At 37.4% G+C, this 21,080-nt stretch carries 20 protein-coding genes and 1 pseudogene; 12 read left to right on the top strand and 9 right to left on the bottom strand.

Annotation, left to right across the window (positions count from 1 at the left end):
• On the bottom strand, positions 1-142 hold a 142-nt coding region (locus ACIQ32_RS06575; RefSeq protein WP_396194893.1), incomplete at its 3' end, for a glycosyltransferase.
• A complete protein-coding gene (locus ACIQ32_RS06570) occupies positions 142-672 on the bottom strand; it encodes a DUF4199 domain-containing protein (RefSeq protein WP_396194892.1) in 531 nt (176 codons plus the stop codon). The genes ACIQ32_RS06570 and ACIQ32_RS06575, both read right to left, overlap by 1 nt.
• 226 nt (positions 673-898) lie before the next feature.
• On the opposite strand from ACIQ32_RS06570, the gene ACIQ32_RS06565 reads away from it, so the two are divergent.
• The 3 genes from ACIQ32_RS06565 to mtaB all read left to right on the top strand — a co-directional run bounded on the left by ACIQ32_RS06565 (position 899) and on the right by mtaB (position 3,908).
• A complete protein-coding gene (locus ACIQ32_RS06565; RefSeq protein ID WP_396194891.1) occupies positions 899-1,150 on the top strand; it encodes a type B 50S ribosomal protein L31 in 252 nt (83 codons plus the stop codon).
• 129 nt (positions 1,151-1,279) lie between these two features.
• The gene (locus ACIQ32_RS06560) at positions 1,280-2,455 is read left to right on the top strand and encodes a GlmU family protein (protein ID WP_396194890.1); all 1,176 of its coding nucleotides are present in this window, start codon (positions 1,280-1,282) and stop codon (positions 2,453-2,455) included.
• A 124-nt stretch (positions 2,456-2,579) separates the two neighbouring features.
• Positions 2,580-3,908, top strand: a complete 1,329-nt coding sequence (mtaB, locus tag ACIQ32_RS06555) for a tRNA (N(6)-L-threonylcarbamoyladenosine(37)-C(2))-methylthiotransferase MtaB (RefSeq protein ID WP_396194889.1) — start codon at positions 2,580-2,582, stop codon at positions 3,906-3,908.
• 40 nt (positions 3,909-3,948) lie between these two features.
• Here mtaB and ACIQ32_RS06550 read toward each other — a convergent pair whose 3' ends face one another.
• The 3 genes from ACIQ32_RS06550 to ACIQ32_RS06540 all read right to left on the bottom strand — a co-directional run bounded on the left by ACIQ32_RS06550 (position 3,949) and on the right by ACIQ32_RS06540 (position 6,399).
• Positions 3,949-5,514 carry a von Willebrand factor type A domain-containing protein gene (locus ACIQ32_RS06550; RefSeq protein WP_396194888.1) on the bottom strand — a complete coding sequence of 522 codons (1,566 nt, stop codon included), beginning with the start codon at positions 5,512-5,514 and terminating at the stop codon, positions 3,949-3,951.
• A 190-nt stretch (positions 5,515-5,704) separates the two neighbouring features.
• Positions 5,705-6,046, bottom strand: a complete 342-nt coding sequence (locus tag ACIQ32_RS06545) for a hypothetical protein (RefSeq protein ID WP_396194887.1) — start codon at positions 6,044-6,046, stop codon at positions 5,705-5,707.
• Between the two features lie 68 nt (positions 6,047-6,114).
• Positions 6,115-6,399: a GNAT family N-acetyltransferase gene (locus tag ACIQ32_RS06540; RefSeq protein ID WP_395632440.1), complete on the bottom strand. Its 285-nt coding sequence runs from the start codon at positions 6,397-6,399 to the stop codon at positions 6,115-6,117.
• A gap of 95 nt (positions 6,400-6,494) precedes the next feature.
• Here ACIQ32_RS06540 and ACIQ32_RS06535 point away from each other — a divergent pair, with 95 nt between their 5' ends.
• Both ACIQ32_RS06535 and ACIQ32_RS06530 read left to right on the top strand, forming a co-directional pair.
• Positions 6,495-7,157: an alpha/beta hydrolase gene (locus ACIQ32_RS06535; RefSeq protein ID WP_396194886.1), complete on the top strand. Its 663-nt coding sequence runs from the start codon at positions 6,495-6,497 to the stop codon at positions 7,155-7,157.
• Positions 7,158-7,226: 69 nt separating this feature from the next.
• Positions 7,227-8,120 carry a lytic transglycosylase domain-containing protein gene (locus ACIQ32_RS06530; RefSeq protein WP_396194885.1) on the top strand — a complete coding sequence of 298 codons (894 nt, stop codon included), beginning with the start codon at positions 7,227-7,229 and terminating at the stop codon, positions 8,118-8,120.
• Positions 8,121-8,231: 111 nt separating this feature from the next.
• On the opposite strand, the gene ACIQ32_RS06525 is transcribed toward ACIQ32_RS06530, so the two are convergent.
• Complete coding sequence (locus ACIQ32_RS06525; RefSeq protein WP_396194884.1) at positions 8,232-8,747, bottom strand: DUF2892 domain-containing protein; 516 nt, start codon at positions 8,745-8,747, stop codon at positions 8,232-8,234.
• 156 nt (positions 8,748-8,903) lie between these two features.
• Here ACIQ32_RS06525 and rpmH point away from each other — a divergent pair, with 156 nt between their 5' ends.
• Together rpmH and carB are read left to right on the top strand one after the other, a co-directional pair.
• On the top strand, positions 8,904-9,065 hold the full coding sequence (rpmH, locus tag ACIQ32_RS06520; protein WP_007136275.1) for a 50S ribosomal protein L34: 162 nt from the start codon (positions 8,904-8,906) through the stop codon (positions 9,063-9,065).
• Between the two features lie 298 nt (positions 9,066-9,363).
• A complete protein-coding gene (gene carB / locus ACIQ32_RS06515; protein ID WP_396194883.1) occupies positions 9,364-12,216 on the top strand; it encodes a carbamoyl-phosphate synthase large subunit in 2,853 nt (950 codons plus the stop codon).
• Between the two features lie 48 nt (positions 12,217-12,264).
• On the opposite strand, the gene ACIQ32_RS06510 is transcribed toward carB, so the two are convergent.
• Positions 12,265-12,666: a DUF2721 domain-containing protein gene (locus ACIQ32_RS06510; RefSeq protein WP_396194882.1), complete on the bottom strand. Its 402-nt coding sequence runs from the start codon at positions 12,664-12,666 to the stop codon at positions 12,265-12,267.
• A gap of 120 nt (positions 12,667-12,786) precedes the next feature.
• Between ACIQ32_RS06510 and ACIQ32_RS06505 the strand changes: the two genes are divergently transcribed.
• Complete coding sequence (locus tag ACIQ32_RS06505) at positions 12,787-14,895, top strand: TonB-dependent receptor domain-containing protein (protein WP_396194881.1); 2,109 nt, start codon at positions 12,787-12,789, stop codon at positions 14,893-14,895.
• A gap of 54 nt (positions 14,896-14,949) precedes the next feature.
• Here ACIQ32_RS06505 and htpG read toward each other — a convergent pair whose 3' ends face one another.
• Positions 14,950-16,836, bottom strand: coding sequence for a molecular chaperone HtpG (gene htpG, locus ACIQ32_RS06500; RefSeq protein ID WP_396194880.1), 1,887 nt, complete (start codon positions 16,834-16,836; stop codon positions 14,950-14,952).
• Between the two features lie 172 nt (positions 16,837-17,008).
• On the opposite strand from htpG, the gene ACIQ32_RS06495 reads away from it, so the two are divergent.
• Together ACIQ32_RS06495 and ACIQ32_RS06490 are read left to right on the top strand one after the other, a co-directional pair.
• Positions 17,009-17,485, top strand: a complete 477-nt coding sequence (locus ACIQ32_RS06495) for a hypothetical protein (protein ID WP_396194879.1) — start codon at positions 17,009-17,011, stop codon at positions 17,483-17,485.
• A 6-nt stretch (positions 17,486-17,491) separates the two neighbouring features.
• Positions 17,492-18,187: an OmpA family protein gene (locus tag ACIQ32_RS06490; RefSeq protein ID WP_396194878.1), complete on the top strand. Its 696-nt coding sequence runs from the start codon at positions 17,492-17,494 to the stop codon at positions 18,185-18,187.
• 52 nt (positions 18,188-18,239) lie between these two features.
• Here ACIQ32_RS06490 and ACIQ32_RS06485 read toward each other — a convergent pair whose 3' ends face one another.
• Positions 18,240-19,634 (bottom strand): tail fiber domain-containing protein, encoded by a 1,395-nt coding sequence (locus ACIQ32_RS06485; protein WP_396194877.1) that lies wholly within the window; start codon positions 19,632-19,634, stop codon positions 18,240-18,242.
• A gap of 398 nt (positions 19,635-20,032) precedes the next feature.
• Between ACIQ32_RS06485 and ACIQ32_RS06480 the strand changes: the two genes are divergently transcribed.
• Both ACIQ32_RS06480 and ACIQ32_RS06475 read left to right on the top strand, forming a co-directional pair.
• On the top strand, positions 20,033-20,704 hold the full coding sequence (locus ACIQ32_RS06480; protein ID WP_396194876.1) for a TetR family transcriptional regulator C-terminal domain-containing protein: 672 nt from the start codon (positions 20,033-20,035) through the stop codon (positions 20,702-20,704).
• Positions 20,705-21,080: pseudogene (locus tag ACIQ32_RS06475) on the top strand (AarF/ABC1/UbiB kinase family protein); the annotation flags it as partial. It lies immediately after the preceding gene.

The raw sequence follows: 21,080 nt of genomic DNA, 5'->3' as shown, positions 1-21,080 counted from the left end.
ATGAGTCATCAGTACTTCCATCGTCAATAAAGATAACTTCATAGGTATAGTTGTGGGCTGTCATTACTTTGACAATCCATTGGTGTAATTCGGGCAAAGATTCCTGCTCGTTTAAAAGCGGAATTATAATGGATAGATTCATTAAAAATCCTCTCTGGTTTTTGATTTAAAAATAGCGGCTAATATCAATCCTAAAATTATAGAACCAATTAAAGATTGGACAATACCGAACAATTGGCCTTTCACTGAAAACTGTGCTTTGGTTCTAATTTCTTCTTCTGCTTGTGTTATTTGCTCAGCTGTGCCACCAAATTTTTCTAACATTTCAACTTGAAACTTCACAAGATGCTCTGTAATTTGATCTCTCGCTTCAGTATCAAAAATATTCAACAGAAAAATATTGAAAGCTGTAGATATTAGTATTCCTATAAGCGCAGATAAGAAATACGCAGTGAAGCCTTCTTTAAAAGTCAGATTTCCTGCTTTTTCTTTTTTGCATTTACTCAAAAGCAATACTCCAATTATTATCCAAACAGCTAGTAATGAAAATCCAATCCACATATTAACAAAAAGCTTCAAATCAATAGAGTACATAGTTACTGTAGCCAATACTCCTATTAAACCAGAAATTAAACCATAGTTAATGGCGTTTTTTTTCAAAATTGCGTCCATAAATCTTATTTTAAAATTAATTAACAAATATAGTAATTCCGTTATTACTTAACAGTAAGTTTAAAACAATTAAAAAAAGTTACACTTCACTTTGATTTTTATAAAAAAATTGTATTTTTGCACTCTCAAATAAAAAAAACAAATTAACAAAAAGTTGTAGCCAGTTTACACCTTTCGAGTAGAAAGCTTCAAAACGAACTACTTCAAAAACATAAAAAGATTTATCATGAAAAAAGGAATTCACCCGGAAAATTACAGATTAGTTGCTTTCAAAGACATGTCTAACGAAGATGTGTTCATCACTAAATCTACAGTTGAAACCAGAGAAACTATCGTTCACGAAGGTGTTGAATACCCGGTGTACAAAATGGAGATTTCTAGAACATCTCACCCGTTTTATACAGGTAAATCTAAACTTATCGATACAGCTGGACGTATTGATAAATTCAAAAGCAAATACGCTAAACACGCTAAATAGTCTCGAACCTTCGGGATTTAGTGTTCAAATTTTAGAGAGACCATTCACGAAAGTGAGTGGTTTTTTTATTTTCAGAAGTCAGCCGAAACTTTGTAACTTTGGGACTTTGCAACTTTGAAATTATATCCAATGAACTATATACTTTTTGACGGTACGGTGCGCAATGCTTTGTTGCCTTTTACTTTTACCAGACCGGTTGCCGATATCCGTGTCGGCATATTAACCATACGCGAAAAATGGGAGAAATACCTCGGCTACACTACCACAACCTTAACAGAGGAATACCTTTCGGAAAAATTTCCGATGGTTGAAATGGAAGACAATGTGATGATTAATGCCGCGTTTTTACCCAATGAGGTATTGATTGAAATGGTAAAGAGTTTAGAGAAAAACCAAGCTATTTTCCAAGGCGATGAAGTAGTGGCTTTTTATACAAATGATACCCAAGAAGAAGTCGATTTTGATGCTTATGAAATCATCGAATATACTGAAGAAGGATTGAAAATCGAACATACTTGGGATATTTTCGCCAAAAATGATGCAGCGTTACGCGAGGACTTCGACTTAATTACCGATGGCAGACATTCCCAACCCATTCCTAAAAGTGTCAACGTTATATCGCCCGAAAATATTTTTATTGAAGAAGGGGCAAAGCTCGAGTTTGTGACTTTAAACGCAGCTTCTGGACCCATTTATATCGGAAAAAATGCCGAAATTATGGAAGGTTCTGTGATTCGTGGCCCTTTTGCTTTGTGCGAATCGGGTAGGGTTAAGTTGGCCACCAAAGTGTACGGTGCGACTACTGTTGGACCTCATTCTGTGATTGGCGGCGAAGTAAGCAACTCCGTTTTAATGGGCTATTCCAACAAAGGACACGACGGATTTTTAGGCAATGCCGTATTGGGCGAGTGGTGCAATATTGGCGCCGACAGCAACAATTCGAATTTGAAAAACAACTACGAAGAAGTGCGTTTGTGGAGTTATGAAACCGAAGGTTTTGCCAAAACCGGTTTGCAATTCTGCGGCCTAATGATGGGCGATCACAGCAAATGTGGCATCAACACTATGTTCAATACCGGAACCGTAGTTGGTGTTTCAGCCAATATATTCGGAGCCGGTTTCCCCAGAAATTTTGTACCGAGTTTTTCTTGGGGCGGTGCTTCCGGTTTTACTACGTATTTGACATCCAAGGCTTTTCAAACCGCCAAAATTGTAATGGCCCGACGCAATGTCGAATTTACCGAACAAGACGCAAACATTTTACAACACGTTTTTGAAATAACGCAGAAATATCGAAAGGAATAGTTTTGATTTGAACGTTAGTTCATCTATATAGTACATTTTCAAATTTTCAAATTGTATAATCTTCAAATTGAATTATCTTTGCTCCCTCAATTTTTGACAACGATTTCATCAATTGAGCTTACGTATGGAAAATAAAAAGAAAGTCGCCTTTTATACTTTAGGGTGCAAATTGAATTTCTCCGAGACTTCTACCATCGCGAGAAATTTTCAAGACGAAGGTTTTGAACGCGTTGATTTTGAAGAAGTAGCCGACATCTATGTCATCAATACTTGTTCAGTAACCGACAATGCGGATAAACAATTCAAACAAGTGGTTAAAAAAGCACTCAAGCTCAACGAAAATGCTTTCGTAGCAGCCGTTGGTTGTTATGCCCAATTAAAACCGGAAGAATTAGCCGCTGTTGATGGTGTCGATTTGGTTCTCGGTGCTACCGAAAAATTCAAAATCACCGATTACCTTAACGATTTGTCTAAAAACCAAATGGGCGAAGTGCATTCATGTGAAATTGAAGAAGCCGATTTTTATGTCGGCAGTTATTCTATAGGCGACAGAACTCGTGCGTTTCTAAAAGTACAAGACGGCTGTGATTACAAGTGCACTTATTGTACCATTCCGTTAGCCCGAGGCATTTCTCGAAGCGACGCTTTAGACAATGTATTGAAAAATGCCTACGAGATTTCCCAACAAGGCATCAAAGAAATTGTGTTAACCGGTGTCAATATTGGAGATTACGGGAAAGGCGAATTTGGAAATAAAAAACACGAACATACTTTTTTGGACTTGGTCAAAGCTTTAGACGAAGTAGAAGGCATCGAAAGATTGCGCATTTCTTCTATCGAGCCTAATTTATTAAAAAATGAAACCATCGAATTTGTATCGCAAAGCCGCACTTTTGTGCCGCATTTCCATATACCGTTGCAAAGCGGCAGCAACGATATTTTAAAGAAAATGAAACGTCGCTATTTGCGAGAAGTTTATACTGAAAGGGTTGCCAAAATTCGTGAAGTGATGCCGCATGCTTGTATCGGTGTGGATGTTATTGTAGGCTTTCCGGGTGAAACCGAGGATCATTTCTTGGAAACTTACCATTTCTTAAACGATTTGGATATTTCGTATTTACACGTGTTTACGTATTCTGAAAGAGACAATACCGAAGCCGTTTTGTTGGATGGCGTGGTTCCTATGAATGTTAGAGCGAAACGCAGTAAAATGCTCCGCGGCTTATCAGTAAAAAAACGCCGAGCTTTCTACGAAAGTCAAATTGGAACTCACAGAACCGTTTTGTTTGAAGGCGAAAACAAAGAAGGATACATTCACGGTTTTACTGAAAACTATGTTAAGGTAAAAACGCCTTGGCATCCGGAATTGGTTAATACGCTGCACGAGATTCAACTCACACACATTGATGAAGACGGCGCTGTTCGTATGGCTTTTACCAATGTTACCGTATAAATACAAAACCCTGATTAAAAATCAGGGTTTCTTTTTGGAATTAATTAACGACTTCGACTAATCGAATAAATTCGGCTTTGTAACCGTCTTCGTCATAATTCAAGCCTGATTGTGCCAAGCTTTTGATGGCGTCGGTTGATTTTTCTGAGATGTATTTGGAATCTCTCAATTTCAATCCAAACCAAGCTACAGCGCTACTGAACTTGAAATCTTTTGAACTTTGCGCTAAGGTTACAGCTTGATCGGCAATGGTTTTAATCATTTCTATACTTTTTTCGCCATCCGGCTTTTTGTAGCGGAATTTAATGGTGGCGAGTTCTTCGTTATACTGACCTTCGTTGTCGGTTTTGACTTTGGTGTATTTCAAATCTGAAGGTACAAAATCGCTATCCACACCAACCGGAATGATTTCGTATAAAGCCGTTACAGTGTGACCACTGCCCAATTCTCCGGCATCAATTGCGTCGTTTTTGAAATCTTCGGCTTTTAATTTTCGGTTTTCATAGCCAATTAATCGGTAAGCTTGCACGTGTTTTGGGTTGAATTCGATTTGGATTTTTACATCTTTGGCAATCGCAAATAACGAACCTTTAAATTCTCTTCCCAAAAAGCGATTGGCTTCTTGAATATTATCGATGTAAGCATAATTACCGTTGCCTTTGTCGGCTAAGATTTCCATTTTACTGTCTTTGTAATTGCCCATGCCATAACCTAAAACAGTTAAGAAGATACCCGATTTTCTTTTGTCTTCAATCAAATCTTCCATGTCTGCGTCGGAGGATTTGCCTACGTTGAAATCGCCGTCGGTGGCTAAAATCACGCGGTTATTTCCTCCTTTGATAAAGTTTTGCTTGGCCAATTGGTACGCCAACTCAATGCCTTCGCCACCAGCCGTACTACCGCCGGCGTTCAAGTTGTCAAACGCTTCGATGATGGTTTCTTTGTCGTCGCCCGTTGTTGGTTCTAAAACAACACCCGCAGCGCCGGCATAGACTACAATGGAAACTTTGTCTTTGGCACGCAATTCTTTGACCAATACTTTCATTGATTCTTTCAATAAAGGCAACTTGTTGTCATCGCTCATCGAACCGGAAACGTCTACCAAGAAAACCAAATTGGAAGCCGGTAAGTTTTGGGTTGGAATATTTTGGCCTTGTAAGCCAATGCGCAATAACTTGTGTTTCGTGTTCCATGGACTTTGACTGTACTCTGTGTTAATAGAAAAAGGATGTTCATCTATAGGTTGCGGATATTGGTATTTGAAAAAGTTTACCATTTCTTCCACACGAACCGCGTCTTTAGGAACAGGTTGGCCATTGTTAATAAATCGTCGGATATTGGTATAAGCTGCATTGTCAACATCGATAGAAAAAGTAGATAATGGTGCAATTTTCGGGGATTCGAAAGGGTTTTCTATGAGTTCGGCATAGCTTTCGGTGTTTTCGTTAATGCTGACCGCATCGTCAGGATTTGGCAGTAACAATTCGGTGTCGGCTGCTTCAACAGCTGTTGTATCGGCAGCGGCTTCGTATTGCCCAGCGCCTTGTTTACAGCCCGAAAAAATGAGCATGACAAGGACTGCTGAAAAAAAATGAAATTTTTTCATGAGAATGAGTTTTAGAAAAATTAATACTGATTTTTTTATTCAAAATAATTTTCAGCATTCCGGATTTGCCAAGCGAATTATTTCTGTTTTGGGCACATCCAAATTTGATGCCAAAAAATTAAGCCAATCTTAAGGTTGAGGGTAAAATAGGAGAAAGGGCTTGTTTTAGGGGACTTTGACTATGATTTTTTTAATATTTATAATGAAAACGTATCTTGGTAATTCGGAATACGGTTTCGCTGTATTGTTCAATGAATTCAAATTTGTGTCTGCCCAATTGCTGAAAACCAACTATCCTATCGGCTGAAATTTCGTAATACATATTGTTGCCCTCCATCATAAATTTATCGCCTGTATTGCGGTAGGCGGAACGAATCAGCTCAAATTCCGATAAATTCCATGTGGTATGGTTGGCATCTAAAGTATTGATATCGGTACACAATCCTTCCGTAATTTCGGTTTTGGAACCGTAGTATTTGTCGATATTCTCGAAGTAAGCGATAATTTCTTGTCGGAAGTCGGCTGTATTCATTGTATAAAAATACTAAAATCTATAAAAAAAGCCGCCTTGAGAGCGACTTTACTAAAATTTATTTGAAATTAGATTTTGATACCGGGCGGTAATAAATCTTTGTAGGTTGAATTTTTTCTAAAGAAAAGTGCAATCTTGGGTAAAATCGGAACTACTTTCAGTTTGCGTTCATAAGCAATTTCCATAATGTTTTTGAGCAATTCATTAATCAACTCTTCATCATTAAAGCCGTCAAAAGTATTAATTCTGGTCAGGAATATTTTCTTCTCTTGAAAGGAATATTCAACAGAAATCAATTTACCGTCAACCAATGTTTCAAACTGCCGAGCAAAGGTGTTGTCTTTAATTTCCATTTTTTCTGAAATTAACGTTGTGTTCATCATCAAGTAAAATAAAAGGATTATTTTTAGGCAAATTTACTAATAATTAACGAGTTTACAGTTAAATAATGACTAAAATACACGTTTACTTTATGCCGGGTTTGGCGGCAAGTTCAACTATTTTTGAAAGAATTCAATTGCCGACGGACTTATTTGAAATGCATTTGCTGGAATGGGAAATTCCGTTAGTGAACGAGAGTTTAGAAGCTTACGCTAAGCGAATGGCTCAAAAAGTAACCCATGAAAATCCTGTGTTGGTTGGTGTTTCTTTCGGAGGTGTTTTGGTTCAGGAAATGAAAGCGTTTTTAAAACCGCAAAAGGTTATTATCATCTCAAGTGTCAAAGCCAATACCGAGTTTCCAAGACGATTCAAAATTGCCAAAACTACTAAAGCCTATAAACTCATTCCAACCCAATTATTTGAAAATATCGAATCGTTATTGAAGTTTTCTTTTGGTTCTTCTATCGTAAAACAGCGATTGGTGTTGTATGAAAAGTTTCTGTCGGTTCGAAATAAACAGTATTTGGATTGGGCCATAGAGCAAATCATCAATTGGAGCAGAAAGGAAATCGACCCTGAAATTATCCATATTCACGGTGATGCCGATGAGGTTTTTCCGCCCAAATACATAAAAGAATTCATCCCCGTAAAAGGCGGAACGCACATCATGATTTTGAATAAATACAAATGGTTGAACGAAAATTTGCCTAAAATTATCTTAGAGAAGTAACCGTTTAGATTCGTTTTTTGTAGTTTTACCATTTAAAGCAATAACCATTGCAATTCAAAAAATACGATTATGAAAACGAATAAAATTTTGATATCCTTACTGGCGGTAGGTGTATTGTTGGGTGTTTTGGTTTATGGAATTTCCGGGACTACGAAAGAAAAATTACTGCACGAAGGCTCAGCCATGTATTTTCCTGCCGAAGTTGATTTTGCCGGAGAAAAAGCACCCTTACAAATTTCAGATGTTCGCGAAAGATTGGACAGAGAATTACTCATCAATGCCAATCTCGATGCCACCACAGCACTGATTATCAAAAGAGCCAACCGTGTATTTCCCATCATTGAACCTATACTGGCGAAATACGGAGTGCCCGATGATTTTAAATATTTGGCCGTAATCGAAAGTGGTTTGGTCAATGCGGTTTCATCAGCCGGTGCTCGAGGTGTATGGCAATTTATGCCCGAAACAGCCAAAGAAAAGGGCATGGAAGTGAACGACATAGTTGATGAAAGATACCATTTGGAAAAATCCACCGAAGCCGCCTGTCGCTATTTGCTGAGCGCCAAAGAAAAATTCGGTTCTTGGACATTGGCCGCAGCTTCCTATAACGGCGGTATGAACGGGATTACCAAAAGAATAGAAGAGCAAAAGGTTGCCAATTATTACGATTTGGGATTAACCGAAGAAACGTCTCGTTATGTATTCCGAATTTTAGCGCTCAAAGAAATCATGCGCCAACCGGTTAAATACGGTTTTAACATTTATTCAAGTGATTTATACACCCGAATTCCAACCAAAAAAGTAGCAGTAGACAGCTCTATAACTGATTTAACAGGATTCGCCATTTCGCAAGGGATTAATTATAAGATTCTAAAAATTCACAATCCGTGGTTGCGGGATAAAAAGCTGGTCAACCCAACCAAAAAACGCTATGAAATAGAAATTCCGCTGGAAGGCTATTAAAAAGTGTGCAGTGTTCAGTTGGCAGTGTTCAGATAAAAAAAACGTCCTGAAAATCTCAGGACGTTTTTTTTATAAAAATTCTACTGCTTACTGAACACTGTAAACTGAACACTAAATCTTCTTCAACTGCTCTTTCATCATTTTAATTTGATCGTTCAGCATGTTTTGCTTGTCGAGTTTTTTGGCTTCGTTTAGCAAAGTCGTAGCTTCCATTTTGCGTCTTTTCGACATGGCAATACCGGCCAAGTTTAATTTAGCAACCGCTAAATCCATATCCATACTCAAGCCCAGTTCAATGGCTTTTCTGAAATACTTTTCCGATTGGTGCAAATTGGTTTGAGAAGTCATCAACCCGTGTAAATAGTTAAAGTAACCTTGTTGTTTTCTCACCAAAGCCGTTTCCGGATTTTTAATTTTATCCAACCATTTTTTAGCTCCGACAAAATCTTGTTTCCTCAATTTTAAGAAAGCCAACAAAATAAACTCATTTTTATAGTACAAAAAGATAGGGATAATAGTCAATAAAATCAAGAAAATCCCATTGCCGATATTACTTTCAGTGAATTGCCAAACGGCGGTGGCAACCAATAAAGCCGCTATAATTAATTTAATAAATCTGTGAAACATATTGTTGTATTTTTTTATGGTTGCAAAGGTAGTGAAATGAATTAAAAATATTTTTAAAAAAGTACTTGTCGGAAAAAAAAAGGTTTGTATATTTGCACTCGGTTTTGAAAGAACCAACACAAAGAGAATAATACACGATTTTAAAGATACACAGCAATGAGCAAAAGAACGTTTCAACCATCGAAAAGAAAAAGAAGAAATAAACACGGATTTATGGACAGAATGGCTTCTGCAAATGGAAGAAAAGTCCTTGCGCGTCGTAGAGCTAAAGGAAGACATAAATTAACAGTATCTTGCGAACCAAGACACAAAAAATAATGATTCTATATCAATCAATATCAAGCCGTTACTTTTATTAGTAGCGGCTTTTTTTTAAACCTGTTCATAAATATTAATAATTTTTAGGAGCTATTTCCCGCTGTTCGCTACAATCTTTTTATTTTTAAAAAGAAAAAATAAAAAGGATTTCCACTACCATCGGGGCTAGGGTTTAGCAAAACATAGAACACACAACTTATAACACACAACATACATTTGATAGTAAGAGGAGAATGTCCGGTGGACATTCGGAAAAAGATTAATACGAGAACAACTAAATAAAACACAACTAACTACAATGCCTAAAGACAACTCCATCAAATCGGTTTTAATTATTGGTTCCGGACCAATCGTAATCGGACAAGCTTGCGAATTCGACTATGCCGGTTCTCAATCCGCTCGTTCGTTAAGAGAAGAAGGAATCGAAGTCATCTTAATCAACTCCAATCCGGCCACGATTATGACCGATCCCAGCATGGCCGATCATGTATACCTTTTGCCATTAACTACCAAATCGATTATCCAAATCCTAAAAGAACATCCGCAAATTGATGCCGTATTGCCAACTATGGGCGGACAAACTGCTTTGAACTTGTGTTTGGAAGCCGACGAAAAAGGGATTTGGCAAGACTTCAATGTGAGGTTAATAGGTGTAGATATTAATGCCATCAACATCACAGAAGACCGTGAGCAATTCAAACAATTATTGGCAAGGATTGGTGTGCCCACCGCTCCGGCCAAAACCGCAACCTCTTTCTTAAAAGGAAAAGAGATCGCTCAAGAGTTTGGCTTTCCCTTAGTAATCCGACCTTCGTTTACTTTGGGCGGAACCGGCGCCGCTTTTGTACACAAAAAAGAAGATTTCGACGAATTGCTAACCCGAGGTTTAGAAGCATCACCCATACACGAAGTCTTAATAGACAAGGCTTTGCTAGGTTGGAAAGAATACGAATTGGAATTGTTGCGCGACCAAAATGATAATGTAGTCATCATTTGTTCCATAGAAAATATGGATCCGATGGGCATCCACACCGGAGATTCGATTACAGTAGCGCCGGCCATGACTTTATCCGACACGACATTCCAAAAAATGCGTGATATGGCGATTTTGATGATGCGTTCCATCGGGAATTTTGCCGGTGGTTGTAACGTGCAATTTGCCGTTTCTCCCGATGAAAGAGAAGATATTGTAGCCATCGAAATCAATCCGCGTGTATCGCGTTCGTCTGCCTTAGCATCTAAAGCTACCGGTTATCCGATTGCTAAAGTTGCCACAAAATTGGCTTTGGGCTATCACTTAAACGAATTGCAAAACCAAATCACCAAATCAACTTCGGCCTTATTCGAACCGACTTTAGATTACGTTATCGTAAAAATCCCGCGTTGGAATTTCGACAAATTTGAAGGTTCCGACCGAACGTTGGGCTTGCAAATGAAATCGGTTGGGGAAGTAATGGGCATTGGACGTTCGTTCCAGGAAGCCTTGCACAAAGCGACTCAGTCGTTAGAAATCAAAAGAAACGGAATAGGAGCAGACGGAAAAGGCTATAAAAACTACGAACAAATCATCGAAAAACTGACTTTCGCGAGTTGGGATCGGGTTTTTGTGATTTACGATGCGATTGCTATGGGTATTCCATTGAGCAGAATCCACGAAATCACCAAAATCGACATGTGGTTTTTGAAACAATATGAAGAATTGTATTTGTTGGAGAAAGAAATCGCACAATACAAAGTCGATTCTTTACCCAAGGAATTATTGCTCGAAGCCAAACAAAAAGGCTACGGTGACCGTCAAATTGCCCACATGATGGGTTGTTTGGAGAGCCAAGTTTACAAGCTGCGCGAGGAAATGAACGTGAAGCGTGTTTACAAATTGGTTGACACTTGTGCCGCCGAGTTTAAAGCTTTGACACCTTATTATTACTCTACTTTTGAAGCCGAAATTCAAACCGCGGGCGGTGAAAAATATGTTCATAACGAAAGTATTGTCACCCCGAAAAAGAAAGTCGTGGTTTTAGGTTCGGGGCCAAACCGAATCGGACAAGGCATTGAGTTTGACTATTCTTGTGTGCATGGTGTTTTAGCCGCCAAAGAATGCGGTTACGAAACCATCATGATCAACTGTAATCCGGAAACGGTTTCCACCGATTTTGATACCGCCGATAAATTATACTTCGAACCGGTATTTTGGGAACATATTTACGACATTATTCAACACGAAAAACCGGAAGGTGTAATCGTTCAGCTAGGCGGACAAACTGCTTTAAAATTGGCTGAAAAATTAGACCGTTATGGCATCAAAATTTTGGGAACTTCTTTTGATGCGCTTGATTTGGCTGAAGACAGAGGTCGTTTCTCCGAATTGTTGACTGAGTTAGAAATTCCGTTTCCTAAATTTGGTGTAGCCGAAAACGCCGACCAAGCTTCAGCATTAGCGGATGTGTTAGATTTTCCGTTATTGGTTCGACCTTCTTATGTGTTGGGCGGACAAGGGATGAAAATTGTCATCAACAAACAAGAGTTGGAAGAACATGTAATCGACTTGCTGAAAAATATACCGGGGAATAAATTGTTGCTCGACCATTATTTAGACGGTGCGATAGAAGCCGAAGCGGATGCCATTTGCGACGGCGAAAATGTATACATCATCGGAATCATGGAGCATATTGAACCTTGTGGTGTGCACTCGGGCGATTCGAATGCGACCTTACCACCGTTCAACTTGGGTGAATTTGTGATGCAACAAATCAAAGACCATACAAAGAAAATTGCTTTGGCCTTGAGAACCGTTGGATTAATCAACATCCAATTTGCCATCAAAGACGATATCGTTTACATCATCGAAGCCAATCCGAGAGCCTCGCGCACCGTGCCTTTTATTGCAAAAGCTTACGGCGAACCGTATGTGAATTATGCAACTAAAGTGATGTTAGGTCATAACAAAGTAACCGATTTTACCTTCAATCCGAAACTGAGTGGCTATGCGATTAAGCAACCGGTGTTTTCTTTCAGCAAATTCCCGAATGTAAACAAAGCACTCGGACCGGAAATGAAATCCACCGGAGAAAGCATCTTGTTCATAGACGATTTAAAAGACGATCAGTTCTACGAATTGTACAGCAGAAGAAAAATGTATTTGAGTAAATAGTAGTATGACAAAAGTATTAAGATGAAACCGTTACACTTCGTAGCGGTTTTATTTTTTACTTTCCTCTTCCAAATCGCTCAAATGCAAGCGCAAAGCCGTTACCGAAATACTGATTTCCCAAAACGAAATCGCTAGTGAAGTTAGTAAGCACAACAAACTCGCAGCAAAAAGATAGATACCGGCGGTGTGCCAATCCACAAACAAACACAACATAGCGAATACCGAAAGAAACAAACACAAAACGCCAAAAAGCTGCATATAACGAATTAAGGAAAGGCGCAGGTTTAAGTTTTTGATTTGCAGTAATATACTTTTTGTGTGTACTTCGTCATAATGTTTTTTCAAACTGCGTACAATTTGAGCTATCGTCAAAAAACGATTGGTGTAAGCCAATAAAATCAAGGAAGTAGCTGAAAAAAGCAAGGCAGGAGTTTCTATTTGTAGGGTCATTTTTGTAAACTGTAATTATTGCTACTAAGTTCGCTAAATATCTTTATTGTTTACAGTTTTTATGCCGTTATTTTGTAACATTGTTAGTGTGAATTGGTCTCATGTAAAAAATTAATTTAAATGAAAATAAAGTATATTGTAATTGCCATAAGTTTTGTTTCTATTCATAAAGGTTTTGCTCAAGAAGTAAAAGAAAAGGTTACAGAGCTAAAAGAGGTTACCATCACCAAAGAAAAGAAAGCGGTAGAGCAAAAAGCAGATAGAACTATTTTTGATTTTGCAGGCCAAGCGCATTTAAATTCAGGTTCTGTTTTAGAGGGATTGCGAAAATTGCCCGGATTAATTATTTCCGAAGTTGCCGGTATGATGTACCAAGGAAAACAGTTGGATGTATTTATGGATGGAAGACCTTTGAATATTTCTTCTAATGAATTGAATGCTTTTTTAGAAGGAATGCCGGCTAATGCAGTAGAAAAAATAGAGATTATTACTCAGCCAGGCGCAGAGTTTCCGGCTACTTCCGGCGGTGCCATTGTAAATATCATAACCAGTAGAAAAGCCAAAAAGTACATGAGTGCTACTTACAGTTCGGGTGCTAATTTTACTTCTTATGATAAAGTAAGGGCTCGATTTAATAATAGCTTGCTGTTGAATGCCAAAAATAGTCTTTTCGGATGGCAATTGAATCTTGGTCAAAGTTACCGTGAGAGTGCACTTTGGTCAAACATCACTAAAAAGGAAATTGATAATACCACGAGTATACTTTCTGATACTGATGCTGACAGGGTTTCCAGAAATAATTTTATCAAGTCGGCGATTACTTTTGACTTTAAAAAAGACAGGTTATTGTTGAATTATGATGTGAATTTCAACAATACTAGTGCTGATACAGAGGGTTTTGGAGCTGGTTTTCAGTCGGTCGATGCCAGTAAAACAAAAACATTGCGACAAGATGCTGTGGCCACCTACCAAAAGCGATTTGACGATAAGAATAAAAAGTTAGATTTTCGATTGAATTTTGCTCAGAATGATGTTGATTTTAACTTGGATTCCCGACTTTTCAATACAAATGTTTTAGATAACACCTCTAAACAGGATTATATTAATTTCAAAATAGATTATTCTCAAGCGCTGAAATTACTGGATGAAGGAAAAATGAGCGTTGGGACTTTAGTAGATGAGTTGTCTTTTGAAACGCAAAATTTCGGACTTACTAATTTAGATTATACCAGAAGAACGGTTGCAGGTTATTTGGAGTTTCAAACAAAGTATAAAAAATTAGACTTCATCTTAGGAACCAGAGCAGAAGATTATAATATTACCGGAAATACAGATACCGCAGCATTAATTCCGTTCAAGCAGTTTCGATTTTTCCCCAATGCAACGGTACAATATAATTTTGCACCTCAGATTTTATTCAATGTGAATTACAATAAAAAAATCAGTTTACCAACTACCTCTTCTTTAAATCCAAACAACACCAATTATCAAAATCCTAATATTGAGTATACCGGAAATCCACAATTACAGCCTACCATTTTTGATAATTATGAAGTAAAAATCAGCGCATTTGATTATGCTTTTATAGGTTATAATGTTAGTGTGGCTAAAAATCAAGTGATCAATAGAGTTTTTGTCAATAATAATCAGGTAACTAATACCAATATCAATGTTAATGAAATAAAAATTCATAATTTTAATATAGGAATGCCATTGCCTTATATGTTATTTACCAAAGGATTAAAAGAAACAATGAAGTTTGATTTTAATCCGGATAAGATCAATTTTCTTTACTTGTATGCGGGTTACCAAATGCATCAAATTCCAAACCTTGACACCCGTGGATTTTGGATGTTCAATTTAATGTCTCAAATTGTATTGCCCAAGGAAGTTAAGTTTGTGGCTACTTACAATACAACAACTACCAGAGGAAACTATTTTTATTTTGTATCAACACAGCCATTTAATGAAAGTTTAGATTTAAGCTTTTCAAAGAAATTTTTCAAAGACCAACTTTCTGTTTCTTTGAATTTTGATGATATTCTCAATTCAAATCGACAAGGTTTAACAGCAGTTGGAACGCCGGTTTTAATTGGAAGTAAATATGATACCAGAAGATTTGGATTTACTTTGAACTACAAAATACCAACCAAAAACAAGTTGGCTAAAGAAGATCCGAATTTGCTGAATAAAGAAAATAAAGAAGAAGGTACAGTTATAGGAAATTAAAAAACCTGCAAGTTGTTACTCACAGGTTTCTTATTACTTATTCCTAATCCCTTTTTACTTAATCAATTCAAAACTTCTCTTGACAAAAGCGGTTAATTCTTCTCCTTTCAAAAGTCCTTGAGAGATTTTAGCTAAATCGAGCGCTTGTTTGACCAAACTTTCCTGAGCCGATTTATCGGATGTATTCAAAATAGTAGTGGCCAAATCCGAGTTGGTATTCACCACTAAATTGTACATTTCCGGGAAGTTGCCCATCCCGAACATGCCGCCGCCACCGGTTTGACTCATTTCTTTCATTCTTCTAATAAACTCCGGTTGGGTGATGATGAATGGCGCTGCTTGGCTGTCCATAGGTTCCAATTGAACAGAGTAATTGGTTTTAGGTACTATTTCCTCTAAAACGGTTTTTAATTGGGTTGATTCTTCCTCAGACAATTTCGAGATTTGAGTGTCTTCTTTTTGAATCAATTTGTCAATATGGTCAGAATCGACGCGAGTAAATGTTAAGTTTTCGTTGTCACCTTCTAATTTCTGAATCAAATGCGAAACGATTGGTGAATCTAACAACAGCACTTCATAACCTTTGTCTTTAGCGATTTCAATATAACTGTGTTGCGCGTCTTTGTTCGAAGCATATAGCACAACCAATTTGCCGTTCTTGTCGGTTTGATTAGCAGCAATGGCTTCTTTCAATTCAGATAACGTATAATATTTGTCAGCAACTGTTGGATACAAAACAAAATCGCCGGCTTTTTCGTAAAATTTCGGTTCCGATAACATGCCGTATTCCAAAACGATTTTGATGTCGTTCCATTTTTTCTCGAAGTCTTCACGATTTTCGTTGAACAGTGATTTCAATTTGTCGGCCACTTTACGCGTGATGTAATTCGAGATTTTTTTTACGTTACCATCGGCTTGTAAATAAGAACGCGACACGTTTAACGGAATATCCGGTGAATCAATCACTCCTTTCAGCATGCCTAAAAACTCAGGAACGATGCCTTCCACATTGTCGGTCACATACACCTGATTTTGGTACAATTGGATTTTGTCTTTTTGCAATTGCAAATCGGCAGACATTTTCGGGAAATATAAAATTCCGGTTAGGTTGAACGGATAATCCACATTCAAATGAATATTGAATAGCGGCTCTTCAAACTGCATCGGATACAATTCGCGGTAGAAATTTTTATAATCTTCATCGGTCAAATCCACCGGTTGTTTAGTCCACGCCGGGTTTGGATTGTTGATGATGTTGTCAACCTCAATATATTCGGTTTTATAGTCTTCGCCAGCATCTTCAGGTATAGGTAACGCTTCTTTACGAGTTCCGAATTTAATCGGCACCGGCATGAATTTGTTGTATTTGGTCAACAATTCACGGATTTTAAATTCTTCTAAAAATTCTAAAGAATCTTCGGCTATGTGTAAGATGATTTCGGTTCCACGGTCGGTTTTGTCATGTGGTTCCAAAGTAAATTCCGGACTACCGTCACATGTCCAGTGTGCAGCCGGTTCATCTTTATATGATTTAGTAATTATTTCTACTTTTTCGGCTACCATAAAGGCGGAATAGAATCCTAATCCGAAATGGCCTATGATACCTGAATCTTTGGCAGAGTCTTTATATTTTTCCAAAAACTCTTCAGCGCCAGAAAAAGCCACTTGGTTGATGTACTTTTCTACTTCTTCGGCGGTCATTCCCAAACCTTGATCGATGAGGTGTAGCTTTTTACCTTCTTTGTCAATTTTTACTTCAATAATCGGGTTGCCATATTCCACTTTGGCTTCACCAATACTGGTTAAATGCTTTAATTTTAAGGTAGCATCCGTAGCATTGGATACCAATTCACGCAAGAAAATTTCGTGGTCGCTGTATAAAAACTTCTTGATAAGCGGAAAGATGTTTTCTACTGATACATTAATTTTTCCTGTTGTCATATTTTGATTTTTTAATTAAACAATTTAAAACTAGACAGTCAAAACTAATACCAAATACTCAGTTTATGACAAATTGACGTAGTAACAATTCTACAAGCAAATAGAATAATTTTGTAATTGGCAATCAAAAAGAGCAGTATCTTTGTAGTCAATAAATAGTAATACAATTGTTATGAAAAAAATTATTATAATGGGTTTATTATCGGTTTTGTTTTTGTCTTGTAAATCGACAAATTCTGCGACCAATACAAAGTTGGATTCGCAATCGCAAACCGCAATCAAAGGAGAATGGGTAATTTCTTCTGTTAATTATCCGGGTTCTGAAGTAATCAAAGTGACTTCTTTTGATTTAGCCGATTCCAAGTGTTTTATCGGTAGTAAATGGAAGTTTGTCTCTATGAGTAACAAAGGGAGTATGGCGCTTAACAGTCCGAGTTGTACTGTTTATTCAACGCCAATTTCTTGGTTTATTAATAAAGAAGGCGAATTTGTCTTAAAAATTTTAGATGAAGCCAAAGCCAAAACCATAAAATCGGGTTATGTTTTAAAAGTGGCTAACCAAACGGAAAAGTCTTTCCAATTGGTGGACCAAATCAATGTAGCCGGTAAAATGACTGCAGTAGTATATCAATTTGACAAAATAAATTAAAGAAACATGAAAAAGTTAAGTACAATTATTTTAGGACTAGTATTCATAATGTCCTCAGTATTCACCGGATGTGAAACAGTTAAAAATACGAGTAATCAACAGCGAGGTGTAGCTATCGGAGCGGTTGGCGGTGCTGTGTTAGGCGGTATTTTAGGAAACAATATCGGCAAAGGCGGTAACGGTGCTTTGGGTGCGGTTTTAGGAGGTGTAATCGGTGGTGTTGCCGGTGGCGTGATTGGAACAAAAATGGACAAACAAGCCCGTGAAATTGAAACGGCACTTCCGGGTGCACAAGTAGAAAGAGTAGGCGAAGGAATCCGATTGGTTTTGGGAGAAAATGCAGTGCGTTTTGATACCAATAAATCTACTTTGACTGCTACAGCTAAAGCGAATCTTGACAAGTTAGTACCGGTTTTCAACCAATATCCGGACACTAATATTCAAATTTACGGTTACACCGACAGTACCGGTACGCCGGAATACAACCTGACTTTGTCTGAACAAAGAGCGGCTTCTGTGAAAGCCTATCTTTCAAGTAAAGGATTGTCTGCCTCTCGATTTGTGACCACGGGTTTAGGCATAGCCGATCCAATTGCAACTAACGATACACCTGAAGGCAGAAGTCAAAACCGTCGTGTTGAGTTTGCCATCACAGCTAATGAAAAAATGGTGCAAGAAGCACAAAAAGAGGCCGGAAGATAGTGTCTTGTCGATTTGATTTATTGAAAAAGCTGTCTCATACGAGACAGCTTTTTTATTTACTTTCCAAAGCTTCTAAACGTTTTAAGATTTCTTGATTGTCTTTGAGCAGCTTTTCATTCGCTTTTATCAGCTGTTCTATGAGCAGTTGTTGTTCTTGAATAGCTTTGATAATGTAAGGTGAAAATTTAGAATAATCAATTGATTTATAGCCTTCAACATCAGTATGTACAACATACGGGACAAGTTTTTCAACTTCTTGAGCAATAAAGCCAACTTGTTTTTCATGAGTTTTATCGCCACTGAAAGCGACTGATTTTATTTTTTCGGCTGTTAATTCTTCTTCCGTTTTGAAATAATAATTTACCGGTTGAAGTTTGTTTAAAATTGCTAAGCTTGGCGAAATTGGGCTGATTTCTTTTTTATATCTCAAATCTGATGAAGCAGTAAATGTAACCGCATTAACAGTATTGCTGAAATAATTATTTGAAACAGCGGCATTTCCAAATTTCATAGTATTGCTTAAAGTACAAACAGCTCCATTACCAACAGCTGTCCCATTTGTTATTCCGGAAGAAGTATTTGATTGATAGCCAATACAGGTGTTGTTACTTCCGCCACCAATACTGGTTCCGGCAGCATATCCGACACCTGTGTTAAAACTTCCGGTTGAATCAAATAAGGCATTTCTACCCACAGCAGTTGATTGTTGACCGACACTGTTGTTGTTCAAAGCACCCGCTCCAATAGCGGTATTTTCAATACCAGTTGTTGTGCCTTGGGCAGCATTATATCCAACCGCAACACCATTACTATTAGTTGTGGCTAAACCGAAAGCGTTTGCACCCACTGCAACACATTGCGCAGTATTGTTAGCACCTAAGTTATCCAATGCGCCCCATCCAATGGCTACATTGTTTGAAGAGGCTGCATTGGTGCTGTTTTGTAAAGCATTTACACCAAAAGCAGTATTGTTGGTAGAGTTGTTGTTTGAGGCTGCGAATAATCCAAATGAAGTGTTTGAAGTGCCAATTTTACCGGCGGCAGAATTGTTTCTTCTGAAAGCTACGTCAACATTGGTTGAAGCTGCTGTTCCAATAAAGTTGGTGCCATCAATAATTCCGGTGTTTCCCGTTGTTAGCCATGAGTTTGTTGGTACAGTGCCTAATCGTATCCAAGGACCTGTATCGGTACTCAGGTAATAAAATCCGGGTGTGACATCGTTTACAGTTGCCGTATTGAAAACAAGCTCTGATCTAATGCCGGTTAGAACAGGAAGTACTGTTGCTGTATTGGTAAGTGCTACTCTTGGAATTAATAAACCATTATCGGTTGAAGTTATGTCTAAAGCAGCATTTGGATTCGTAGTTCCTATGCCCACTTGAGCGGTTATGTTGTTTTGAATAATCAAAAAGAGAAATGTGATTAAAATGGATATTGATTTTTTCATGAACACAGAATAAAAAACAGTTAATTAATTAAAGATATTTTATTAAATGGCAACTATAATTATGTAATGTATAAATTAACCATACATTTTCTGTAAAGTTTATTTTTCTCCACAATATAAGGTTATCTATTGCCATATTTGAGGTCATACCTTTTTCGATAGACTCCTTATTATTATAAAAATTTCTTATTTGTTGAGTTAATGTTAAGGTTGTAGCATCAAAGCAGCGCTCTTTTTTTAGTTCATTCAATGCAATTAATTAGAGAATAGAGCTTTTTAATTAACTCCGGTGTTCTTTTTTCATTTTTTTTGAACAACATTTAACAAAACTTTTTGTTTAATAATTTTCAAGAATAATTAAACATTATTAAATTTACACTGTTCTAAAACTCGATATTATGGCTACCACAAAAAAAGCAAAAACCACAAAAAATAAGGCTGATGACAATGCTATCATTTCATGGTACATGAGTGAAGTATTGGAAAATAATGAAGCCCCAAAAAACGCTTATATTTTTTGTAAAAACCATGCAATTGAGGAGAGTGAATTTTACTCATTCTTTGGTTCATTGGAAGCTTTGAAGGAACAAATTTGGGTGAAGTTTTTTGAAAATGCCGTGGCTACTATTGAAAAAGAAAAAGAGTTTGAACAGTATTCCGATAAAAACAAACTGCTTACACTCTATTTTACTTTGTTCGAAATTTTAACCTTGAACCGAAGTTATGTAGTGTTTTCTCTTAATGAAAACAAAGAAGGTTTGAAGAATTTGAAGCAATTGAAAGCATTCCGAAACCATTTTAAAAAATATATCGTAGATAGCATTAAGTCAGAACCTTCAGAGCCATTCGGGAAAGTGGCGAAAGTAACCGAACCCGTTTACTCTGAAGGCGCTTGGCTTCAGTTCTTATTCTTATTGAAGTTTTGGATGGACGATACTTCAAAAGGTTTTGAAAAGACGGATGTGTTGATTGAAAAATCAGTGAACACAGTAGTCGATTTATTAAACACCAAACCATTGGAAAGTTTGTTTGATTTAGGCAAATTTCTTTGGAAAGAAAAAATGCAATAAATGAAAACATTAGATAAAATTCCAACGGGAAAAATAGAACGCGCCGGTCAGTTGGTTAAAACCGGAATTAAAGTAGGAGGTAACTACATGGCCTATTATGGCGAAAAAATAGTAAATCCGTCTCTAACCCGCGATAAGCTCAACGAAAATAACGCCGAAGACATTTACGACGGATTGAAAAACCTTAAGGGAAGTGCTTTGAAAGTGGCTCAAATGCTTAGTATGGACAAAAGCATCATGCCACAAGCATATGTGGAAAAATTTTCTTTGTCGCAGTTTTCTGTACCACCATTGTCAGCGCCTTTGGTTCGCAAAACATTCAAAAAATATTTAGGGAAATATCCCGAAGACTTATACGATTCCTTCACTCCGGAGG

Source organism: Flavobacterium sp. (assembly GCF_044373165.1).
Taxonomy (GTDB): domain Bacteria; phylum Bacteroidota; class Bacteroidia; order Flavobacteriales; family Flavobacteriaceae; genus Flavobacterium.
The sequence above is the reverse complement of the archived record's forward strand: the minus strand, read 5'-3'. Positions and strand labels throughout refer to the sequence as shown.